The sequence below is a fragment of the Pseudomonas sp. HD57-3 genome (assembly GCF_056113135.1).
In genome coordinates this window covers 2,406,759-2,424,673 of sequence record NZ_CM148568.1, presented here as the reverse complement: position 1 = coordinate 2,424,673, position 17,915 = coordinate 2,406,759, and the positions used below count along the sequence as shown (strand labels likewise).

The following is a 17,915-nucleotide window of genomic DNA, read 5'->3' as shown; positions in this document are numbered from 1 at the left end:
CCTTTGTTTGAACGTTCCTCGGCCAGCGAGAAGATATTGATTGTCGCTGCCGTAAGGCATTGCGCGCGACGACGACAGCATGCCGCGCGCGATCATTTCTTTGATGCCCCGGAAAGTCCCGGAGGGTGACACGTCATCGAGTGCTCCGGCCAAGCATAGCGCTCGCCTAGAATCAGTCGACAAATTGTTGCCAAGTATCTTTTACAGCAGGTCTTTTATCAACAACTCGGCGACCTGCACGGCGTTGAGGGCCGCACCTTTGCGTACGTTATCTGACGTCAGCCACAGATTAAGTTCCGACGGCTCGTCGACACCAGCACGCACGCGCCCGACGTAGACCACGTCCTGCCCCACCGCGTCACCGACGGCGGTCGGATAATCGCCCGCCTCTACAAGCTCGATACCCTCGGCCTCTTCAAGCGCGGCGTTGACCTTTTCCAGGTCGACCGCGCTCGCTGACTGCAAGGTCACGCTAAAGCTATCGCCAAAAAACACCGGGGCTTGAACGCAAGTTGCGGAAATCTTTAATAAAGGCTTGGCCAACACCTGACGCAGCTCGCGAACCAGACGTTTTTCCAGCAGCGTGTGGCCTTGCGCGTCCGGCGTGCCGACTTGAGCCAGCAGGTTGAAAGCCATCTGCCGGTCGAAGAAAGTCGGCTCCAGCGGACGCATGTTCAGCAGTTCGGCGGTCTGGCGCGCCAGCTCGGTCACGGCTTCGCGGCCTTGGGCGGAAACCGCCAGATTGGCGGTGACATGCACGTATTGCAGCTCGATCAGATCGAGCAGCGGCGCCAGAACCACGGCCAATGTGGTGGCCGACGGGCTCGGGCTGCTGACCTGAAACGGCACTTTCAAACCGGCCAGTACATCGGCATTGGCTTCCGGCACCACTTGCGGCGCCTGATCCGCCGGCAAGGCGCCGGACAAATCAACCAGCGAGCAACCTGCCGCATGCGCACGTGCGGCGTAACTCAAAGTGATGGCCGGACCGGCGGCGAAGAACGCCAGCTTGACCTTGCTGAAATCGAACTCGTCGACTTCACGCACGCGCACGTTCTTGTTGCGAAACAGCACGGAACTGCCGGCGGATTCGCTGCTGGCCAGCAGGTGCAACGTGCCGACCGGAAAGTCGCGCTCTTCGAGAATCTGCACGAGGGTTTCGCCGACAGTACCGGTGGCGCCGATCACGGCAATATCAAGGGTCTGGGTCATGTTGCTACCTCTGGCGAAACGGGGGGAGCGGCACTTTACCGGGTGAGTCGCACACAGGCAATTCGCGCCCGCCACGAAGAGCGGACGCGGAGCGTCCATGGCTGCATTCCCACGCAGAGCGTGGGAACGATCAACAGGTACAAAAAAACCCGCGCCTCTCGCAAGGCGCGGGTTCTTTCATTGCATCAAGCGATCAACGCTCAAGCAGGATCCGCAGCATGCGGCGCAGCGGTTCGGCCGCGCCCCACAGCAGTTGGTCGCCGACGGTGAAAGCACCGACGAACTGCGAACCCATGTTCAGCTTGCGCAGACGACCGACCGGTACGTTCAGGGTGCCGGTGACTTTCGTCGGGCTCAGCTCCTGCATGCTGATTTCGCGCTGGTTAGGCACCAGTTTGACCCAAGGGTTGTGCTGGCTGATCAGCCCTTCGATGTCGGCGATCGGCACGTCTTTGTTCAGCTTGATGGTCAGCGCCTGGCTGTGGCAGCGCATGGCGCCGATGCGCACGCAGATGCCGTCGACCGGGATCGGGCTCTTGAAGCGACCGAGGATCTTGTTGGTCTCGGCCTGGGCCTTCCATTCTTCGCGGCTCTGGCCGTTCGGCAGTTCCTTGTCGATCCACGGGATCAGGCTGCCGGCCAACGGTACGCCGAAGTTTTCGGTCGGGTACGCGTCGCTGCGCATGGCGTCGGCCACACGACGGTCGATGTCGAGGATCGCGCTGGCAGGATCAGCCAGTTGATCGGCGACAGCGGCGTGGGTCGCACCCATCTGCTTGATCAGTTCACGCATGTTCTGCGCGCCGGCACCGGAGGCCGCCTGATAGGTCATGGCGCTCATCCACTCGACCAGACCGGCCTCGAACAGACCACCCAGGCCCATCAGCATCAGGCTGACGGTGCAGTTGCCGCCGATGTAGTTCTTGGTGCCCGCGTCGAGCTGCTGGTCGATGACCTTGCGGTTGACCGGGTCGAGGATGATGACGGCGTCGTCGTTCATCCGCAGGCTCGAGGCCGCGTCGATCCAGTAACCCTGCCAGCCGGCTTCGCGCAGCTTCGGGAACACTTCGCTGGTGTAGTCGCCGCCCTGGCAGGTCAGGATCACGTCGAGGGTCTTCAGCTCTTCAATGCTGTAAGCGTCCTTGAGCGGAGCAATGTCCTTGCCCACGGACGGGCCTTGGCCACCGACATTGGAAGTGGTGAAAAACACCGGCTCGATAAGATCGAAATCCTGCTCTTCCAGCATCCGCTGCATGAGCACGGAACCGACCATGCCGCGCCAACCGATCAGACCTACACGTTTCATCGCAACTACACCTTCTTGAAAAGTGGGCCGCTGCTTTGTATTGAATTTCGCAGCGGGCCCGAGAGATTACAGATTCCGCAGCGCGGCGACTACTGCGTCACCCATTTCCTGCGTACCGACTTTAGTGCAACCGGTCGAAAAGATATCGCCGGTGCGCAGACCTTGATCCAGCACCACGCTGACCGCTTTCTCGATGGCATCGGCCGCTTCGTGCAGATTGAAGCTGTAACGCAGCATCATCGACACCGACAGAATGGTCGCCAGCGGGTTGGCGATGCCTTTGCCCGCGATGTCCGGCGCCGAACCGTGGCAAGGCTCGTACATGCCCTTGTTGTTGGCGTCCAGCGAGGCCGACGGCAGCATGCCGATGGAACCGGTGAGCATCGACGCTTCGTCGGACAGGATGTCGCCGAACATGTTGTCGGTGACGATCACGTCGAACTGCTTCGGTGCGCGCACCAGTTGCATGGCGGCGTTGTCGACGTACATGTGGCTCAGTTCGACGTCCGGGTAATCCTTGGCGACCTGCTCGACCACTTCACGCCACAGCTGGCTGGACGCCAGCACGTTGGCCTTGTCCACCGAGCACAGTTTCTTGCCACGTACGCGGGCCATGTCGAAACCGACACGGGCGATGCGGCGGATTTCGCTTTCGCTGTATGGCAGCGTGTCGTAGGACTGGCGCTCGCCGTTTTCCAGGGTACGAGTGCCGCGCGGCGCGCCGAAGTAGATGCCGCCGGTCAGCTCACGGACGATCAGGATGTCCAGGCCGGCAACGATTTCCGGCTTCAGGCTCGAAGCGTCGGCCAGTTGCGGATACAGGATCGCCGGACGCAGGTTGCCAAACAGGCCCAGTTGTGCACGGATTTTCAGCAGGCCGCGCTCAGGGCGGATGTCACGCTCGATGGTGTCCCATTTCGGGCCGCCGACGGCGCCCAGCAGCACGGCATCGGCGGCGCGGGCGCGGTCGAGGGTTTCGTCGGCCAGCGGCACGCCGTGCTTGTCGATGGCGGCGCCACCGATCACGTCATGGCTCAGCTCGAAGCCCAGGCTGTACTTGTCGTTGGCCAGCTCCAGCACCTTGACCGCTTCGGCCATGATTTCCGGACCAATACCGTCGCCTGGGAGAATCAGAATCTGCTTGCTCATGCTTTCCTCGTGTCTTCAGTCGGTGCGCCATCGACTGGCGCGCCCGGAAAAATACTTATTGTTCCAAAGTTACTTTTCAGCCCAGAGCACCAGTACATCTGTACTGAACGAACCATCGGCCTCAATCTCAAAATATTCGCGCACTTCGTTGCCCATCGATTGCTGCAACTGGCGGATCGCGGCGCGCATCACTTCGGGTGTGCGCATGCGCTCGACCCAGCTGTTGTACTCCAGACGCAGGCGCTGACGCGTGGTGCTGCGGGTGTGCAGCCCCGATTCGCTGACCTGGCGCATCCACTCACTGGCCGAATAATCGCGCACATGGCTGGTGTCACGCAGCACTTCGACGCTCTGCAAATAGGTGTCGAACAGCGGACTGCCCGGCGACAGCACATCGATGAACGCCGCCACGCCATCCGGTTTCAGCACCCGACGCACTTCGCGCAAGGCCACGCCGAGGTCGCTCCAATGGTGCGCCGAATAGCGGCTGAACACGAAGTCGAACTCGCCATCGACGAACGGCAGGCGCTCCGCGGCGCCATTGACCGTGGACACGTTGCTCAAACCGCGATCAACCGCAGCGGCGGCAACCACGTCGAGCATCTGCTGCGACAGGTCATAGGCCACCACTTCTTTCACCAACGGGGCGACGTGAAAACTCACGTGGCCGGCGCCGCAACCCAGATCCAGCACCCGCGCCTCGCCCTGCCCCGCCAATTCAGCCTGCAGCAGCGCAAATTCAGTGCCTTGAGCGTGAACGGCGCTGCTCAGGTAGGCGGCGGCCTGTTCACCGAATTGCTTTTGTACAACCTGACTGTGCTGGGCGGTGTTGGTCATGAGTACGTCCTTTTCTGGGTTTCAACCTTTCAAATTCACGCGTCGCGGAACAACCACGGCTGGCTCGCGCGATGCTTGGCTTCGAACGCGGCAATCGCATCGCCGTCCTGCAGAGTCAGGCCGATGTCGTCCAGGCCGTTGAGCAGGCAGTGTTTGCGGAAGGCGTCGATCTCGAAGCGGTAGACCTTGCCGTTCGGGCTGGTGACGGTCTGCTCGTGCAGATCGATCTGCAACTGATAGCCCGGTGCGGCCTCGACCTGTTTGAACAACTCGTCGACTTCCGCATCGCTCAAGATGATCGGCAGCAAGCCGTTCTTGAAGCTGTTATTGAAGAAGATGTCGGCGTAGCTCGGCGCGATGATGCTGCGGAAACCGTATTCTTCCAGCGCCCACGGCGCGTGCTCACGGCTGGAGCCGCAGCCGAAGTTTTCGCGGGCGAGCAACACGCTGGCGCCCTGATAACGCTCGGCGTTGAGCACGAATTCCTTGTTCAGCGGACGCTTGGAGTTGTCCTGATACGGCTGACCCACATCGAGGTAACGCCACTCGTCGAACAGGTTCGGACCGAAACCGGTGCGTTTGATCGACTTCAGAAACTGTTTCGGAATGATCTGGTCGGTGTCGACGTTGGCACGATCCAGAGGCGCGACGAGACCAGTGTGCTGGGTAAAAGCTTTCATGCTGCGCTCCTTTAGATCAATTCACGAACGTCGATGAAACGACCGTTCACCGCCGCCGCAGCGGCCATGGCCGGGCTGACGAGGTGGGTACGGCCACCGGCGCCCTGACGGCCTTCGAAGTTACGGTTGGACGTCGAGGCGCAATGCTCGCCGGACTCCAAACGATCCGGGTTCATAGCCAGGCACATCGAGCAGCCCGGTTCACGCCATTCGAAACCGGCTTCGAGGAAGATCTTGTCCAGACCTTCGGCCTCGGCCTGCGCCTTTACCAGACCCGAGCCCGGCACCACGATGGCCTGCTTGATGGTCGACGCAACCTTGCGGCCCTTGGCAATCACCGCCGCAGCGCGCAAGTCTTCGATCCGCGAGTTGGTGCAGGAACCGATGAATACGCGGTCGAGCTGAATGTCGGTGATCGCCTGATTGGCGGTCAAACCCATGTATTTCAAGGCGCGGACGATCGAGTCGCGTTTGACCAGATCCATCTCTTTAGCCGGGTCCGGTACGTTCTGATCAACGGCCAAGACCATTTCCGGCGAAGTGCCCCAGCTGACCTGCGGCTTGATCTGCGCAGCGTCGAGCTCGACCACGGTGTCGAAATGCGCGTCGGCGTCGGACACCAGGTCTTTCCAGGACTCGACCGCCAGATCCCACTCGGCGCCTTTCGGAGCGAACGGACGACCGTTGACGTAATCCACAGTCTTCTGGTCCGCCGCTACCAGGCCCACGCGGGCGCCGGCTTCGATGGACATGTTGCAGATGGTCATGCGGCCTTCGATCGACAGATCGCGGATCGCGCTGCCGGCGAATTCGATGGCATGGCCGTTACCGCCGGCGGTGCCGATCTTGCCGATCACCGCGAGGACGATGTCCTTGGCGGTCACGCCGAACGGCAACTGGCCTTCGACGCGCACCAGCATGTTCTTCATTTTCTTGGCGACCAGGCACTGGGTGGCGAGCACGTGCTCTACCTCGGAAGTGCCGATACCGTGAGCCAAGGCGCCGAACGCGCCGTGGGTCGAGGTGTGTGAGTCGCCGCAGACCACGGTCATGCCCGGCAAGGTCGCGCCCTGCTCCGGGCTGATTACGTGAACGATGCCCTGGCGCACGTCGTTCATCTTGAATTCGACGATGCCGTATTCATCGCAGTTGTCGTCGAGGGTCTGAACCTGCAAACGCGAGACCTGGTCGGCAATGGCTTCGATGCCGCCCTTGCGCTCCGGGGTGGTCGGTACGTTGTGGTCCGGGGTGGCGATGTTGGCATCGATGCGCCACGGCTTGCGCCCGGCCAGACGCAGGCCTTCGAAGGCTTGCGGCGAGGTCACTTCGTGGATGATGTGACGATCGATATAGATCAGCGCCGAGCCATCGTCGCGCTGCTTGACCAAATGCGAATCCCAGAGCTTGTCGTAGAGCGTTTTGCCGGCCATCAGACGGTTCCTCATCAGCTTGTTTCTATGCCCTGGGCTTATCAATAACCCTTTGGCTTGTGAGGCCGATCCTATGGGGTTAGATTAAATAACTCAAATTCATATTTTTTATGCTTTGGATAACCAACTGGAATACGAACATGGACCTGGCCAACCTCAATGCTTTTATCGCGATTGCCGAGACCGGAAGCTTCTCCGGCGCCGGTGAACGGCTGCACCTGACGCAACCGGCGATCAGCAAACGCATCGCCGGGCTGGAGCAACAATTGAATGTGCGGCTGTTCGACCGGCTCGGTCGTGAAGTGGGCCTGACCGAGGCCGGCCGGGCCCTGCTGCCACGGGCTTATCAGATTCTCAACGTGCTGGACGACACGCGGCGCGCCCTGACCAACCTGACCGGCGAAGTCACGGGTCGCCTGACCCTGGCCACCAGTCACCACATCGGTCTGCACCGCTTGCCGCCCTTATTGAGGGAATACACTCGCCGCTACCCACAGGTGGCGCTGGATATTCAGTTCCTTGATTCGGAAGTGGCCTACGAGGAAATTCTCCATGGCCGCGCAGAACTGGCGGTCATCACCCTGGCGCCGGAGCCGCATACGCTGGTCAAGGCCACGCCGGTCTGGGATGACCCGCTGGATTTCGTGGTCGCCCCGGAACATTCATTGATCAGCAACGGCGCCGTCACATTGGCGGACATAGCCGGCCATCCGGCAGTTTTCCCCGGCGGCAACACCTTTACCCACCACATTGTCCAACGGCTGTTCGAGGCTCAGGGCCTGACGCCGAACATCGCCATGAGCACCAACTACCTGGAAACCATCAAGATGATGGTGTCGATCGGCCTGGCCTGGAGCGTTTTGCCGCGCACGATGCTCGATGAACAGGTGGCGCGCATACCTTTACCGGGCATACAGCTCAGTCGCCAGCTAGGCTATATCCTGCACACTGAAAGGACGCTGTCGAATGCTGCACGGGCGTTTATGGCCCTGCTGGACGCTCAAATCGATCTGCCAGGGACTCTCGGCTAACTTGTGCTACTCCTATAGAGCTGCCGTCCCTGTGCCTAACGCCCAAATCAGCTCAAGGCCCCTTAACAATGCCGAAATCTGTTGACCGTATTCCGCCGATGCCGCGTATTCAGGCCATTGATCCACGGCGTTCCGAGCAGAGCTGGGAGAGCGCGCCGCAATTGCTCGCGGCGCTCAACGGCGCCCGCCTCGGCGCCTGGTACTGGGACATCGAGCGCGGGCAGATCAGCTGGTCGCGCGGCACTCAGGCCTTGTTCGGCTTCGATCCACGGCAACCGCTGCCCGAAGACCTAGAATACCTCGACCTGCTGCCACCGGAAGACCGGGCGAAAACCATCCGCGCCTTCCACGCGGTAATTGCCGGCGCGCCGCTTGAACAGGCGATGCACCATCGCATCCGCTGGCCCGACGGCAGCCTGCACTGGCTGGAGATCAACGGCAGCCTGCTGCCGGACAAACACGGCCGGCCCCGAATGATCGGGGTGATCCGCGAAATCACCCACCAGCGGCAACGGGAACAGGCACTCAGCAGCTCCGAGAAACGTTTCGCCACGCTGTTTCACCTGTGCCCGAACATGGTGCTGCTGACCCGTCAGGAAGACGGCCTGATCAGCGAGGCCAACCAGTATTTCGAAAGTCTGTTCGGCTGGCCGGTGCAGAGCGCCATCGGTCGCACCACCCTGGAGCTGGGCCTGTGGGTACATCCCGAACAACGGGCGGAGCTGGTCAAGAAAACCAAGGCCAAGGGCGAACTGATCAGCATGGAGGTGCAGTTCCGCGCCAGCAATGGCCAGATCCACGACGGCATCCTCAGTGCGCAAAAGGTCGAACTCGAAGGCCAGCCCTACTTGCTCAGCACCTTTCTCGACACCACCGAACGCAAAGCCGCCGAACATGCCCTGAAAGACAGCCAGGAACGCCTCGACCTGGCGCTGGATTCGGCGCAACTCGGCACCTGGGACTGGCACATTCCCAGCGGCATGCTCTACGGCTCGGCCCGCGCTGCGCAATTACACGGCCTGGAGCCGAAACCGTTCCATGAATCGTTCGAAGAGTTCTTCGAGGGCGTCCCCGGTGAAGAGCGCGACAGCATGCGCGATGCCTATCGCAGCCTGCGCGAAGGCCCGGCGGGCAATTATCAGCTGACTTACCGCGTGCAACTGCCGGACGGCAGCTCACGCTACCTGGAAAGCCGCGCCCGCCTCTATCGCGACGACAACGGCGTACCGTTGCGGATGGCCGGCACCCTGCTGGACATCACCGATCAGGTTGAACGCGAGCAACGGCTGGTGGCTTCGGAAGAAAAATTCGCCACGCTGTTCCAGGTCAGCCCCGACCCGATCTGCGTGACGCGCCAGGAAACCGGGGAATTCATCGAGATCAACTCCAGCTTTTCCCAGACCTTCGGCTGGAGCGCCAGCGATGTGATCGGCCACACCGCCGAAGAAATCGGCTTGTGGGACGCCTCGGCGAAAAGCCTGCAACGCATCGAACGGGTGATCCGCGAACAGGGCCTGAGCAATGTCGCGATCATCGTCCAGCACAAGGACGGTCAGTCGCTGACCTGCGTGATTTCCAGCCGCCAGATCAGCGTCGGCAACCAGCCGTGCATTGTCACCACGCTGCGCGACATTACCCAGCAACAGCGCTCGGAAGCGGCGCTCAAGGCCAGCGAAGAGAAATTCGCCAAGGCGTTTCACTCCAGCCCCGACGCGATCACCATCACCGAGCGCGACACCGGGCGTTATCTGGAGGTCAACGACGGTTTCTGCCGCCTCACCGGCTACCGTGCCGACGAAGTCGTGGGCAAAACCGTGTATCAGGTCGGCATCTGGGCCGAAGAAAAACAACGTTCGGCACTGCTCGCTGAGCTGCAGATCAAGGGCCGCGTGCACCATCAGGAAATGCTCGGGCGCAACAAGCGCGGCGAGATCCTGACGGTGGAAGTCTCGGTCGAACCGATCACCCTCAATGAAACCGCGTGCCTGTTGCTCACGGCCCGGGACGTCAGCCTGCTGAAGAACGCCGAAGCGCAGATCCGCCACCTGGCCTATCACGACCCACTGACCAACCTGCCCAACCGCGCGCTGTTGATGGATCGACTGAGCCAGCAGATCGCCCTGCTCAAGCGCCACAATTTGCGCGGTGCGCTGCTGTTTCTCGATCTGGATCACTTCAAGCACATCAACGACTCGCTGGGTCACCCGGTCGGCGACACGGTGCTGAAAATCATCACCGCACGGCTTGAGGCCAGCGTGCGCATGGAAGACACGGTTGCGCGGCTCGGTGGCGATGAGTTCGTGGTGTTGCTCAGCGGTCTGGAAGGCACCCGCAATGAAGTCAGCGCCCAGGTGCGCGAGCTGGCCGACACCATTCGCGAACTGCTGTCGGAGCCGATGTTCCTCGACGGTCAGCGCCTGCAAGTGACACCGAGCATTGGCGTGGCGCTGATTCCCGATCACGGCTCAACCCCGACCGACCTGCTCAAACGCGCCGACATCGCGCTGTATCGCGCCAAGGATTCCGGGCGCAACACCACGCAGATGTATCACAACACCATGCAGAAAGCGGCGAGCGAACGGCTGCGCATGGAGACCGACCTGCGCCTGGCGCTGTCCCGGGGCGAATTCGACGTGCATTACCAACCGCAGATCGACGCCCAGGACAACCGCATCATCGGCGCTGAAGCCCTGGTGCGCTGGAATCACCCGGAACTCGGCGCGCAATCGCCCACCGAATTCATCAAGGTGCTGGAGGACAGCGGGCTGATTCTGGAGGTCGGCACCTGGATCCTCGATGAAGCGTGTGAAGCCTTCAAGCAACTGATCGCCGAAAAGCTGATCGATCCACTGGCCTTCAGCCTGTGCGTCAACATCAGCCCCCGGCAGTTCCGCCAGAACGACTTCGTCGAGCGCATCGAGCGCAGCATGAGCAGCCACGGCCTGCCCTGCTCCTTGCTGAAACTGGAAATCACCGAAGGCATCGTTATTCAGAACCTGGAAGACACCATCAGCAAAATGCGTCGCCTGAAAAAACTCGGCGTGAGTTTTGCCATGGACGATTTCGGCACCGGTTATTCATCGCTGACCTATCTGAAACGACTGCCGGTGGACACGCTGAAGATCGACCAGTCGTTCATCCGCGACGCCACCACCGACCCCAACGACGCCGAGATCATCCGCGCCATCGTCGCCATGGCCCGCAGCCTGGAACTGGAAGTGATCGCCGAAGGCGTGGAAACCCCGGAACAGCTGGCCTTCCTGCAAGGGTTGGGCTGCCATTTGTATCAAGGATATTTGCACAGTCGGCCGTTGCCGCTGGAGGGGTTGAAGGGATTGCTGAAATGACCAGACACCTGCGGTCGCTTACCGCAGGCATTGTCGCCAGGCCGGTAATTGCCAGGGTTGACGGCAACCTGTAGGGTCGCGTTTTTTCGCGCCGTTTCGAGATTGATCATGCAGGATGCAACCCTCCCCCGCCCGGCCCTGCTGGGCATTGACCTTGGCACCACTAACAGTTTGATCGCCGTCTGGCAGGACGGTCAGGCCCGATTGATCCCCAACGCCCTCGGCGAGGTACTGACCCCGTCGGTGGTCAGCCTCGATGAAGACGAGACCATTCTGGTCGGCAAAGCCGCACGCGCACGCCTGACGACCCACCCGGAGCGCACAGCCGCCGCGTTCAAGCGATTCATGGGCAGCGACAGGCAGATCGAACTCGGCACCAAAACCTTCAGCCCCGAAGAGTTATCGGCACTGGTGCTGGGCTCACTCAAGCAGGACGCCGAAGCCTTTCTCGGCCACCCGGTGGCTGAAGCGGTGATTTCCGTGCCGGCGTATTTCAGTGACGAGCAACGCAAACGCACCCTGTTCGCCGCCGAACTGGCGGGACTGAAGGTTTCCCGACTGATCAACGAGCCGACCGCCGCCGCGATGGCCTACGGGCTGCACGAGCAGAAATTCGAACGCACGCTGATCTTCGATCTGGGCGGCGGGACGTTCGATGTCACGGTGCTGGAATATGCGTTGCCGCTGATTGAAGTGCATGCGTCCACCGGGGACAACTTTTTGGGTGGGGAGGACTTTACCGCTGCACTGCTGAATGCCTGTCTGAAAAACTGGCGACTGACCCCGTCGATGATTGATCCGCAAGGCATGGCCAGCCTGGGCGATGCCCTGGAACAACTCAAATGCAAACTCGGCGAAGGCCCTCAATCTTTGAGCTGGCACCATGCCGACAAACTGCACGAATGGTCGCTGGACGAAGCCGCTGCCGTGAAGATCTGGGAACCGCTGCTGACGCGATTGCGCGCGCCGATCGAACAGGCCCTGCGCGATGCGCGCCTGAAACCACGGGATCTCGACAGTCTGGTGCTGGTCGGTGGGGCGACGCGGATGCCTGCGGTACAACAGTTGGTCGCCACACTGTTCGGACGCCTGCCCCACCGGCATCTTGATCCCGACACCCTCGTTGCATTGGGCGCGGCCACGCAAGCGGCCTGCAAGGCGCGCGATGGCGCGATCGAAGAACTGATTCTGACCGATGTCTGCCCGTATACACTGGGCATCGCAACCATGCGTGGCAAAGGCATCGACGGCGCCTTTTCGCCGATCATCGAACGCAACACCATCATCCCGACGTCACGGGTAGAGCGCTACCACACAACCCATCCCCGACAGGAGCTGCTGCGCATTGCCGTTTATCAGGGTGAGCGGCCATGGGTACGTGACAACATCCTCATTGACGCTTTCGATGTCACCTTGACGCCCACCGATAACATTCAGGAGCTGGACGTACGCTTCAGTTACGACATCAACGGTCTGCTCGAAGTCGATGTCACGCTGCTAGAGACCGGCGAACGCCACAGCCACAGCATCGATCGCAGCCCCACCGGGCTGGATGAACAAGCGCGCAGAGACAGCCATAACCGACTGTCAACGCTGAAGGTCCATCCGCGCGACGCATTGCCCAACCGCACACTACTGGCCCGCCTGGAGCGGGCATGGATGCAGAGTCTGGGCACGCAGCGCGAACACATTGCAGAGTGGCTGCACAATTTCACCACAGTACTCGGCGGACAGCAGCCGGCAGAAATCGCCAGCCACCGCTCAGAGCTCAACAAAGCGCTGGACCAACTGCGCCTCTAACCGTTGAGTCGCCGCAGAGCAGCCTGCAAACCACCGGACAGCATTTCACTACCGCCGCTGTCCGGTGGCACCCCGTACTGGTTGGGCAACTTGTCACCGGGAAAGCCGAACAGCAGCAGCGGCAGGAACGGCAAGACCGGCGACAAGGCCACGAATATCAGCAATGTGGGCAGGCCTCGTCCCATATCATGCAAACGACGCAGAGTGGCGCCGAATAACAGCAGAACACCCAGTAACAGGATCAGAATGCCAAAGAATGTGGTGCCGCTGATCAATCCTGCCACCGGCGTAAACACCACACACCCCAGGACCTGAGCGATAAAAGCCTTGCGCCCCAGCCGCGACCCCAGGCGCCAGATCGCCAATGCCGGCACCGGCTGAATATCACTTTTGGCCAGCATCAAACGCTCCGACCAGGACAGCAAGGCACACAGCGCCAGGCGCAAGCCGATACTGTTCTTCACGTCATCCTTGCCCTGCTGCAATTGGCGCAGCACTCGCGTTTTCGGCACTCCGGCAGCGCCATAGCGAACCATGGCCTTGAGCGAATCGAGGGCCTCGTACGCCAACAGTTTGTCAACCCCAAAATCCGTCAACACCTTGCGCGGCGGCCACACCGGCTCGCCCTTGATCAAGCCGTCACGAAACCCTTCGAACCAGTCGTCCTCGCAACTGACTGCTGCGATGGATTGCAGCAAGGCACGATGCTGCTCGGCGCTCAGGCTCGGGTCGTGATAGAGCACGCCCCAGAACATCAACAAACCCAACAGATCATCGCCACACGCAGCGCGGTCGCTTTCGATGCAGGTGTAAAGCAGGGTGTTGGCAGGCAATCGGGCGCTGTCGAGCGCCTGCTGCACGCTGAACAATTGCTGCACCAACAAGCCGTGCACCGGATCGTTGCCTTGCAGCCAGCCCAGTAAACCATCGCAATTGCCTTGCTCGCGTTGCAACCGCCGCAACAGTGGCTGCAGTCGGCTCAAAGGATGAGCCGGACTGAACGGCAGACGCTCCAGGCACTGCCCATCGATCATTGGCAGCCAGCGCTCCGGCTGATCCAGCAACGCCAGCAAAAACACAGTTTGAGCGTGCCACTCCCAGGCAGCCTCGCCCAGCCCGGCCGGCGGCAACCCTATCCCGCGACGGCTCAATTGAAGAAGCAGATCGAGTTCGGACAAGTCACAGTCGTCTTTGACGGCGCCCAATTTGAACGCTTCAGCGATGCGCTCCAGGGCGGTGTCACTATAGGGCCGCAAGCGACGCAGCCACAGGCGACAGACCTTGTGCAGCTCGCCTGTTGTCAGTTCCTGCGGCAATTGCTCTGATGTTGAATCCGCTTCGCTGAAGGCGCTCATCACCTGCGCAATCGGCGCATTCTCCAACCAGCGCAGATGTTGTCCGGCCTGAACTTTGAATCCGCTCAATACCAGGCACTCAAGCGCATCGACCGGCAGCGGCTGATCCAGAATCCGCTGCAGCAAGACCGCATCACCGCGATGCAGCGCCCAGGCATGCCGGTACAGTTGCAGCAGCCGGCTGTCGGCATTCTCACCCAGCAGCTGGGCAAGCAACGGGAGCTCATCGCCTGTCATGTGCCAATCGACAAAACTTTGCGCCAGGCTATCGAGCTTCAACCGTCCAACACCCAACCAACGGTTCAGCGTCTCGGGGCGTTGTGACGGACTGCCGTATACCTGGGCGTCATCCCCAAGATTCGCAGGCCACTCAGAGAAATCGCCCAGACAATCGAACGCCTGAATCAGCAGAGGCAGAAAAGTCGGTTGCCGTTTGGCACACAACTCCAGCAGACGGCTTTCGGCCATCGGATGGCGAAACTCGTTCCACAGCCTGATCCAGCACGGCAATGCCTGATCGTCGCGCCCCAGCAGACTGCTCTGACACGCCAACAGGTAGAGCCAGTCCACGTCATCCGGTGCTTCCAGCTGTTTTTCGATACAGCACTGCAAAAATATCGGCGCACCGATGCCCGCCTGGGTGAACTGCACCAGCAAACGCTTCATGAACGCAGCATCATCCGGCAACGGCAGACACGTGTGCTGGCTGGCGAAGTCGGCAAACTCATGGAGGGGACGCTGGGTGAAAATAAAGTCGAGGCTGCGGGCGTACCAAAGTGTTTCGGTCTGCGCAGGCACTGACCAGGCGCTCATCAGATCGGTATCGAACGGGTCAGGCGTTTCGATTCGCTGCAAAAAGGCTTCCACCCGATGCGCGTCGTTGAACTCCAGATCCAGTAACTGCTGATGCCACGCCATACGCTTGGCCAACAGATTCGCGCAGCGGTAAGACAGCGGGCCGGCATCGGCCATCCGGTGGTAGAGCCCCCAACTGAGTTCATCGAGCTGTTCCAGCGACAGCTCATCCAGCGCCCGGACAAATGCCTGCCACGCCTCGAAGTTGAAACGCCGCGCGGGATCGTCAAGCAACTCGCAGAAATCCGCGAACGCCTGCGGGATCTCGACAACCTCCTGCCCTGACTCTTCAGTTTTTTCCTCGGGCGCTTCTTCCTCGTCTTCACGCGCCAGACGCAGCGCGTTTTCGTAGGCCATGCGCAGCGCCTGAAATCCTTCAGGATCGGTTTCCGGATGATGCGACGGCAATCGTGCGCGGTAGGCATCGCGAATCAGGGTTTCGTCGGATGTAGGCTCGATGCCCAAGCGAATCCAGCAACTCATGACCAGTCGAACTCCTTGAGCGATGCCGGACGGGGTAACGAATCAATTTCCATGTGCCAGGGCAGGTCGGCCAGAAAGTGCGGGATGTTCTGGGCGAGGCCGCGGGTGATCCGCAGGTTATGAACACTGTCCCCTTGCCGCTCCAGCTCGCAAGCCAGCTCGTCGTCGCTTGTGTCCAGGCAACACCAAAACGTACGCCCCACAACAAAGCCATTGAAGTAGGACATCCAGCTACCGTAGTGAAATTGCGCCCTGACGGCTAAACGGCTGTGCAGCCAGTTGCTTTCGGCCAGATCAATCCACTGATTGCGCACTGCGCAACGCAAGAGAAACCCCATTCGCCCGTAATCCCAGGACAAGATCCCTCCTGGACCGCAACCGCCGAAAGTTCGACTGGCAAACTCATGCAGAACCCGCTCGCGAGGGCTCAGCTCTTCGAGCAGGCGCTGCCATTCACTCGGCAGACAACGTTGCCATGCCAAATAGGCACCACTCAGGTGCTTTGCATGTCCGTCGTCCGTCATCAACTGGAGCATGTCGAACAATTGCCGCCGGTCATCGATTCCCCAGCTGCCTTTCAGATCGATGTAGCGGTCGTCGCAGAAGGCAGGGTCGTCATACCCGGCGCCGGTGTTGAGCGCTGCCATCGGCGCAGAAAGGGCGCACAGCCAGCGCTGTTGAATATCGTCCATGAAAAAAGGCTCCAGGCCGACCGATAAGGATGGGGTCGGCAAAACTGCGGCGGATTGTAGAGAAACCGCCGCTGGCGGCAAAGTCGAACAGCCATTTTCCTGCGCCCACAAAAAAGGCCCCGACGTATCGGGGCCTTCATTCAGCGGCTTATCGCCCGTTCAGACGATTGTGTTTCTGCAAGTGAATCAGTGTTGCAGAGCCGGCTTCTGCGCCCCATTGATCGGGATGCGCTTGGCTTTCGCCTCTTCCGGGATCACTCGCAACAGGTCGATGCTCAACAGACCGTTGCTCAGGCCGGCGGCCTTGATCTCGATGTGATCGGCCAAGCGGAAGGACAACTTGAATGCACGCTGGGCAATGCCCTGGTGCAGGAACGTGACGCCTTCGTTGGCATCGCGCTTGCCGCCACTGATGGTCAGCACGCCTTTTTCGACTTGCAGTTCCAGGTCTTCTTCCTGGAAACCGGCCGCCGCCACGACGATGCGGTATTGATCGTCACCGTGTTTTTCCACGTTGTAAGGCGGATAGGTGCTGCCTGGCTCGTTGCGCAGAGCGGTTTCGAACAGGTCGTTGAAACGGTCGAAACCCACCGAGGAACGGAACAGTGGAGCGAGGGAAAATGCGGTACTCATGGTTCAAATCTCCTGAAAACAATCAGCAAGGTTTTTTGTCTCCGCGACCCGAATTCGGCATCGCGTAACCCTTAGATAGGGACCTGCGTTTTGTTTTCAAGAGATCGTTTGAAGATTTTTTCAGGCGGCTTCAGCGACCGGCAAACCCAGCAAACGCGAGACCTGATCCGGCTCGGTCTCCCGGCGCAGCACGGTAAACAGTTCGACGGCTTCGGGATAATTGCGGGTCAACATGGCCAGCCATTGCTTCAAACGGCCCGGCGATTGGCGTGGCGTCATCTGCGCCTTGGCTTGCAGCCAGAAGTCCTGGATCAGTGGCATCAGCTCGGCCCAGGTCATCTCGACGACTTCCTCGCCGGCACGGGCGGCGGCGATCTGTTTGGCCAGATCCGGACGCGACACCAGACCACGACCGAGCATGATGTCTTCGACGCCGCTGATTTCCCGGCAGCGGCGCCAGTCTTCGACGCTCCAGATGTCACCGTTGGCGAACACGGGCACCTTGACCACGTCCTGCACACGCGGAATCCACTCCCAGTGGGCAGGCGGCTTGTAGCCGTCGACCTTGGTCCGGGCGTGAACCACGATGTGCTCGGCACCGCCCTCGGCCAGCGCGGTGGCGCAGACCAGCGAGCCGTCGGGGCTGTCGAAACCGAGGCGCATCTTGGCGGTGACCGGAATGTGTGCGGGTACGGCGCGACGCACGTGCTCGACGATCTGGTTGAGCAACTCCGGCTCCTTGAGCAGCACCGCACCGCCACGGGATTTGTTGACGGTCTTGGCCGGGCAGCCGAAGTTCAGGTCGATCACTTCAGAACCGAGCTCGCAGGCCAGCGCCGCGTTTTCCGCCAGGCACACCGGATCGGAACCCAGCAATTGCACGCGCAGCGGCACGCCGGAAGCGGTGCGCGCACCGTTGAGCAGTTCAGGGCCGAACTTGTGGAAATAGGCCGGGGTCAGCAACTGGTCGTTGACCCGAATGAACTCGGTCACGCACCAGTCAATACCGCCGACACGGGTCAGGACATCGCGCAGGATGTCGTCGACCAACCCTTCCATCGGCGCCAGAGCAATTTGCATGGGAAACACACACTCAAGGAAAAAC

13 protein-coding genes are annotated in these 17,915 nt (G+C 60.8%); 3 read left to right on the top strand and 10 right to left on the bottom strand.

The genetic code is table 11. The features are described from left to right. Positions 1 to 201: 201 nt before the first annotated feature. The 6 genes from AC0R79_RS10845 to leuC form a co-directional block, all read right to left on the bottom strand. Positions 202 to 1,212, bottom strand: a complete 1,011-nt coding sequence (locus tag AC0R79_RS10845; protein WP_007956453.1) for an aspartate-semialdehyde dehydrogenase — start codon at positions 1,210 to 1,212, stop codon at positions 202 to 204. 193 nt (positions 1,213 to 1,405) lie between these two features. Continuing rightward, positions 1,406 to 2,518, bottom strand: a complete 1,113-nt coding sequence (gene asd / locus AC0R79_RS10840; protein WP_085607866.1) for an aspartate-semialdehyde dehydrogenase — start codon at positions 2,516 to 2,518, stop codon at positions 1,406 to 1,408. 66 nt (positions 2,519 to 2,584) lie between these two features. Then, positions 2,585 to 3,667 (bottom strand): 3-isopropylmalate dehydrogenase, encoded by a 1,083-nt coding sequence (gene leuB / locus AC0R79_RS10835; RefSeq protein ID WP_085655206.1) that lies wholly within the window; start codon positions 3,665 to 3,667, stop codon positions 2,585 to 2,587. Positions 3,668 to 3,736: 69 nt separating this feature from the next. Next, positions 3,737 to 4,504, bottom strand: coding sequence for a class I SAM-dependent methyltransferase (locus tag AC0R79_RS10830; RefSeq protein ID WP_474734379.1), 768 nt, complete (start codon positions 4,502 to 4,504; stop codon positions 3,737 to 3,739). Between the two features lie 35 nt (positions 4,505 to 4,539). Beyond that, positions 4,540 to 5,184: a 3-isopropylmalate dehydratase small subunit gene (leuD, locus tag AC0R79_RS10825; protein ID WP_007956446.1), complete on the bottom strand. Its 645-nt coding sequence runs from the start codon at positions 5,182 to 5,184 to the stop codon at positions 4,540 to 4,542. An 11-nt stretch (positions 5,185 to 5,195) separates the two neighbouring features. After that, positions 5,196 to 6,614: a 3-isopropylmalate dehydratase large subunit gene (leuC, locus tag AC0R79_RS10820; protein WP_007956445.1), complete on the bottom strand. Its 1,419-nt coding sequence runs from the start codon at positions 6,612 to 6,614 to the stop codon at positions 5,196 to 5,198. A 140-nt stretch (positions 6,615 to 6,754) separates the two neighbouring features. Between leuC and AC0R79_RS10815 the strand changes: the two genes are divergently transcribed. The 3 genes from AC0R79_RS10815 to AC0R79_RS10805 all read left to right on the top strand — a co-directional run bounded on the left by AC0R79_RS10815 (position 6,755) and on the right by AC0R79_RS10805 (position 12,792). After that, positions 6,755 to 7,645: a LysR family transcriptional regulator gene (locus AC0R79_RS10815; protein ID WP_007956444.1), complete on the top strand. Its 891-nt coding sequence runs from the start codon at positions 6,755 to 6,757 to the stop codon at positions 7,643 to 7,645. A 68-nt stretch (positions 7,646 to 7,713) separates the two neighbouring features. After that, on the top strand, positions 7,714 to 10,992 hold the full coding sequence (locus tag AC0R79_RS10810) for a PAS domain S-box protein (RefSeq protein ID WP_474734377.1): 3,279 nt from the start codon (positions 7,714 to 7,716) through the stop codon (positions 10,990 to 10,992). A 108-nt stretch (positions 10,993 to 11,100) separates the two neighbouring features. After that, positions 11,101 to 12,792, top strand: coding sequence for an Hsp70 family protein (locus AC0R79_RS10805; protein ID WP_474734375.1), 1,692 nt, complete (start codon positions 11,101 to 11,103; stop codon positions 12,790 to 12,792). On the opposite strand, the gene AC0R79_RS10800 is transcribed toward AC0R79_RS10805, so the two are convergent. The 4 genes from AC0R79_RS10800 to AC0R79_RS10785 form a co-directional block, all read right to left on the bottom strand. Beyond that, positions 12,789 to 15,485 (bottom strand): DUF805 domain-containing protein, encoded by a 2,697-nt coding sequence (locus tag AC0R79_RS10800; RefSeq protein WP_474734373.1) that lies wholly within the window; start codon positions 15,483 to 15,485, stop codon positions 12,789 to 12,791. The two genes, AC0R79_RS10805 and AC0R79_RS10800, sit on opposite strands and share 4 nt — an antisense overlap. Next, complete coding sequence (locus AC0R79_RS10795) at positions 15,482 to 16,177, bottom strand: DUF1266 domain-containing protein (RefSeq protein ID WP_474734371.1); 696 nt, start codon at positions 16,175 to 16,177, stop codon at positions 15,482 to 15,484. Before AC0R79_RS10795 ends, AC0R79_RS10800 begins: the two co-directional genes overlap by 4 nt. Positions 16,178 to 16,363: 186 nt before the next feature. Continuing rightward, positions 16,364 to 16,810, bottom strand: a complete 447-nt coding sequence (locus AC0R79_RS10790) for an Hsp20 family protein (protein WP_063429319.1) — start codon at positions 16,808 to 16,810, stop codon at positions 16,364 to 16,366. Between the two features lie 120 nt (positions 16,811 to 16,930). After that, positions 16,931 to 17,890: a tRNA dihydrouridine synthase gene (locus AC0R79_RS10785; RefSeq protein WP_127797474.1), complete on the bottom strand. Its 960-nt coding sequence runs from the start codon at positions 17,888 to 17,890 to the stop codon at positions 16,931 to 16,933. Between the last annotated feature and the right edge of the window lie 25 nt (positions 17,891 to 17,915).

Excerpts from the sequence above, each read along its gene's own strand:
- AC0R79_RS10845 (WP_007956453.1), bottom strand. The coding sequence starts at position 1,212 with ATGACCCAGACCCTTGATATTGCCGTGATCGGCGCCACCGGTACTGTC.
- asd (WP_085607866.1), bottom strand. The coding sequence starts at position 2,518 with ATGAAACGTGTAGGTCTGATCGGTTGGCGCGGCATGGTCGGTTCCGTG.
- leuB (WP_085655206.1), bottom strand. The coding sequence starts at position 3,667 with ATGAGCAAGCAGATTCTGATTCTCCCAGGCGACGGTATTGGTCCGGAA.
- AC0R79_RS10830 (WP_474734379.1), bottom strand. The coding sequence starts at position 4,504 with ATGACCAACACCGCCCAGCACAGTCAGGTTGTACAAAAGCAATTCGGT.
- leuD (WP_007956446.1), bottom strand. The coding sequence starts at position 5,184 with ATGAAAGCTTTTACCCAGCACACTGGTCTCGTCGCGCCTCTGGATCGT.
- leuC (WP_007956445.1), bottom strand. The coding sequence starts at position 6,614 with ATGGCCGGCAAAACGCTCTACGACAAGCTCTGGGATTCGCATTTGGTC.
- AC0R79_RS10815 (WP_007956444.1), top strand. The coding sequence starts at position 6,755 with ATGGACCTGGCCAACCTCAATGCTTTTATCGCGATTGCCGAGACCGGA.
- AC0R79_RS10810 (WP_474734377.1), top strand. The coding sequence starts at position 7,714 with ATGCCGAAATCTGTTGACCGTATTCCGCCGATGCCGCGTATTCAGGCC.
- AC0R79_RS10805 (WP_474734375.1), top strand. The coding sequence starts at position 11,101 with ATGCAGGATGCAACCCTCCCCCGCCCGGCCCTGCTGGGCATTGACCTT.
- AC0R79_RS10800 (WP_474734373.1), bottom strand. The coding sequence starts at position 15,485 with ATGAGTTGCTGGATTCGCTTGGGCATCGAGCCTACATCCGACGAAACC.
- AC0R79_RS10795 (WP_474734371.1), bottom strand. The coding sequence starts at position 16,177 with ATGGACGATATTCAACAGCGCTGGCTGTGCGCCCTTTCTGCGCCGATG.
- AC0R79_RS10790 (WP_063429319.1), bottom strand. The coding sequence starts at position 16,810 with ATGAGTACCGCATTTTCCCTCGCTCCACTGTTCCGTTCCTCGGTGGGT.
- AC0R79_RS10785 (WP_127797474.1), bottom strand. The coding sequence starts at position 17,890 with ATGCAAATTGCTCTGGCGCCGATGGAAGGGTTGGTCGACGACATCCTG.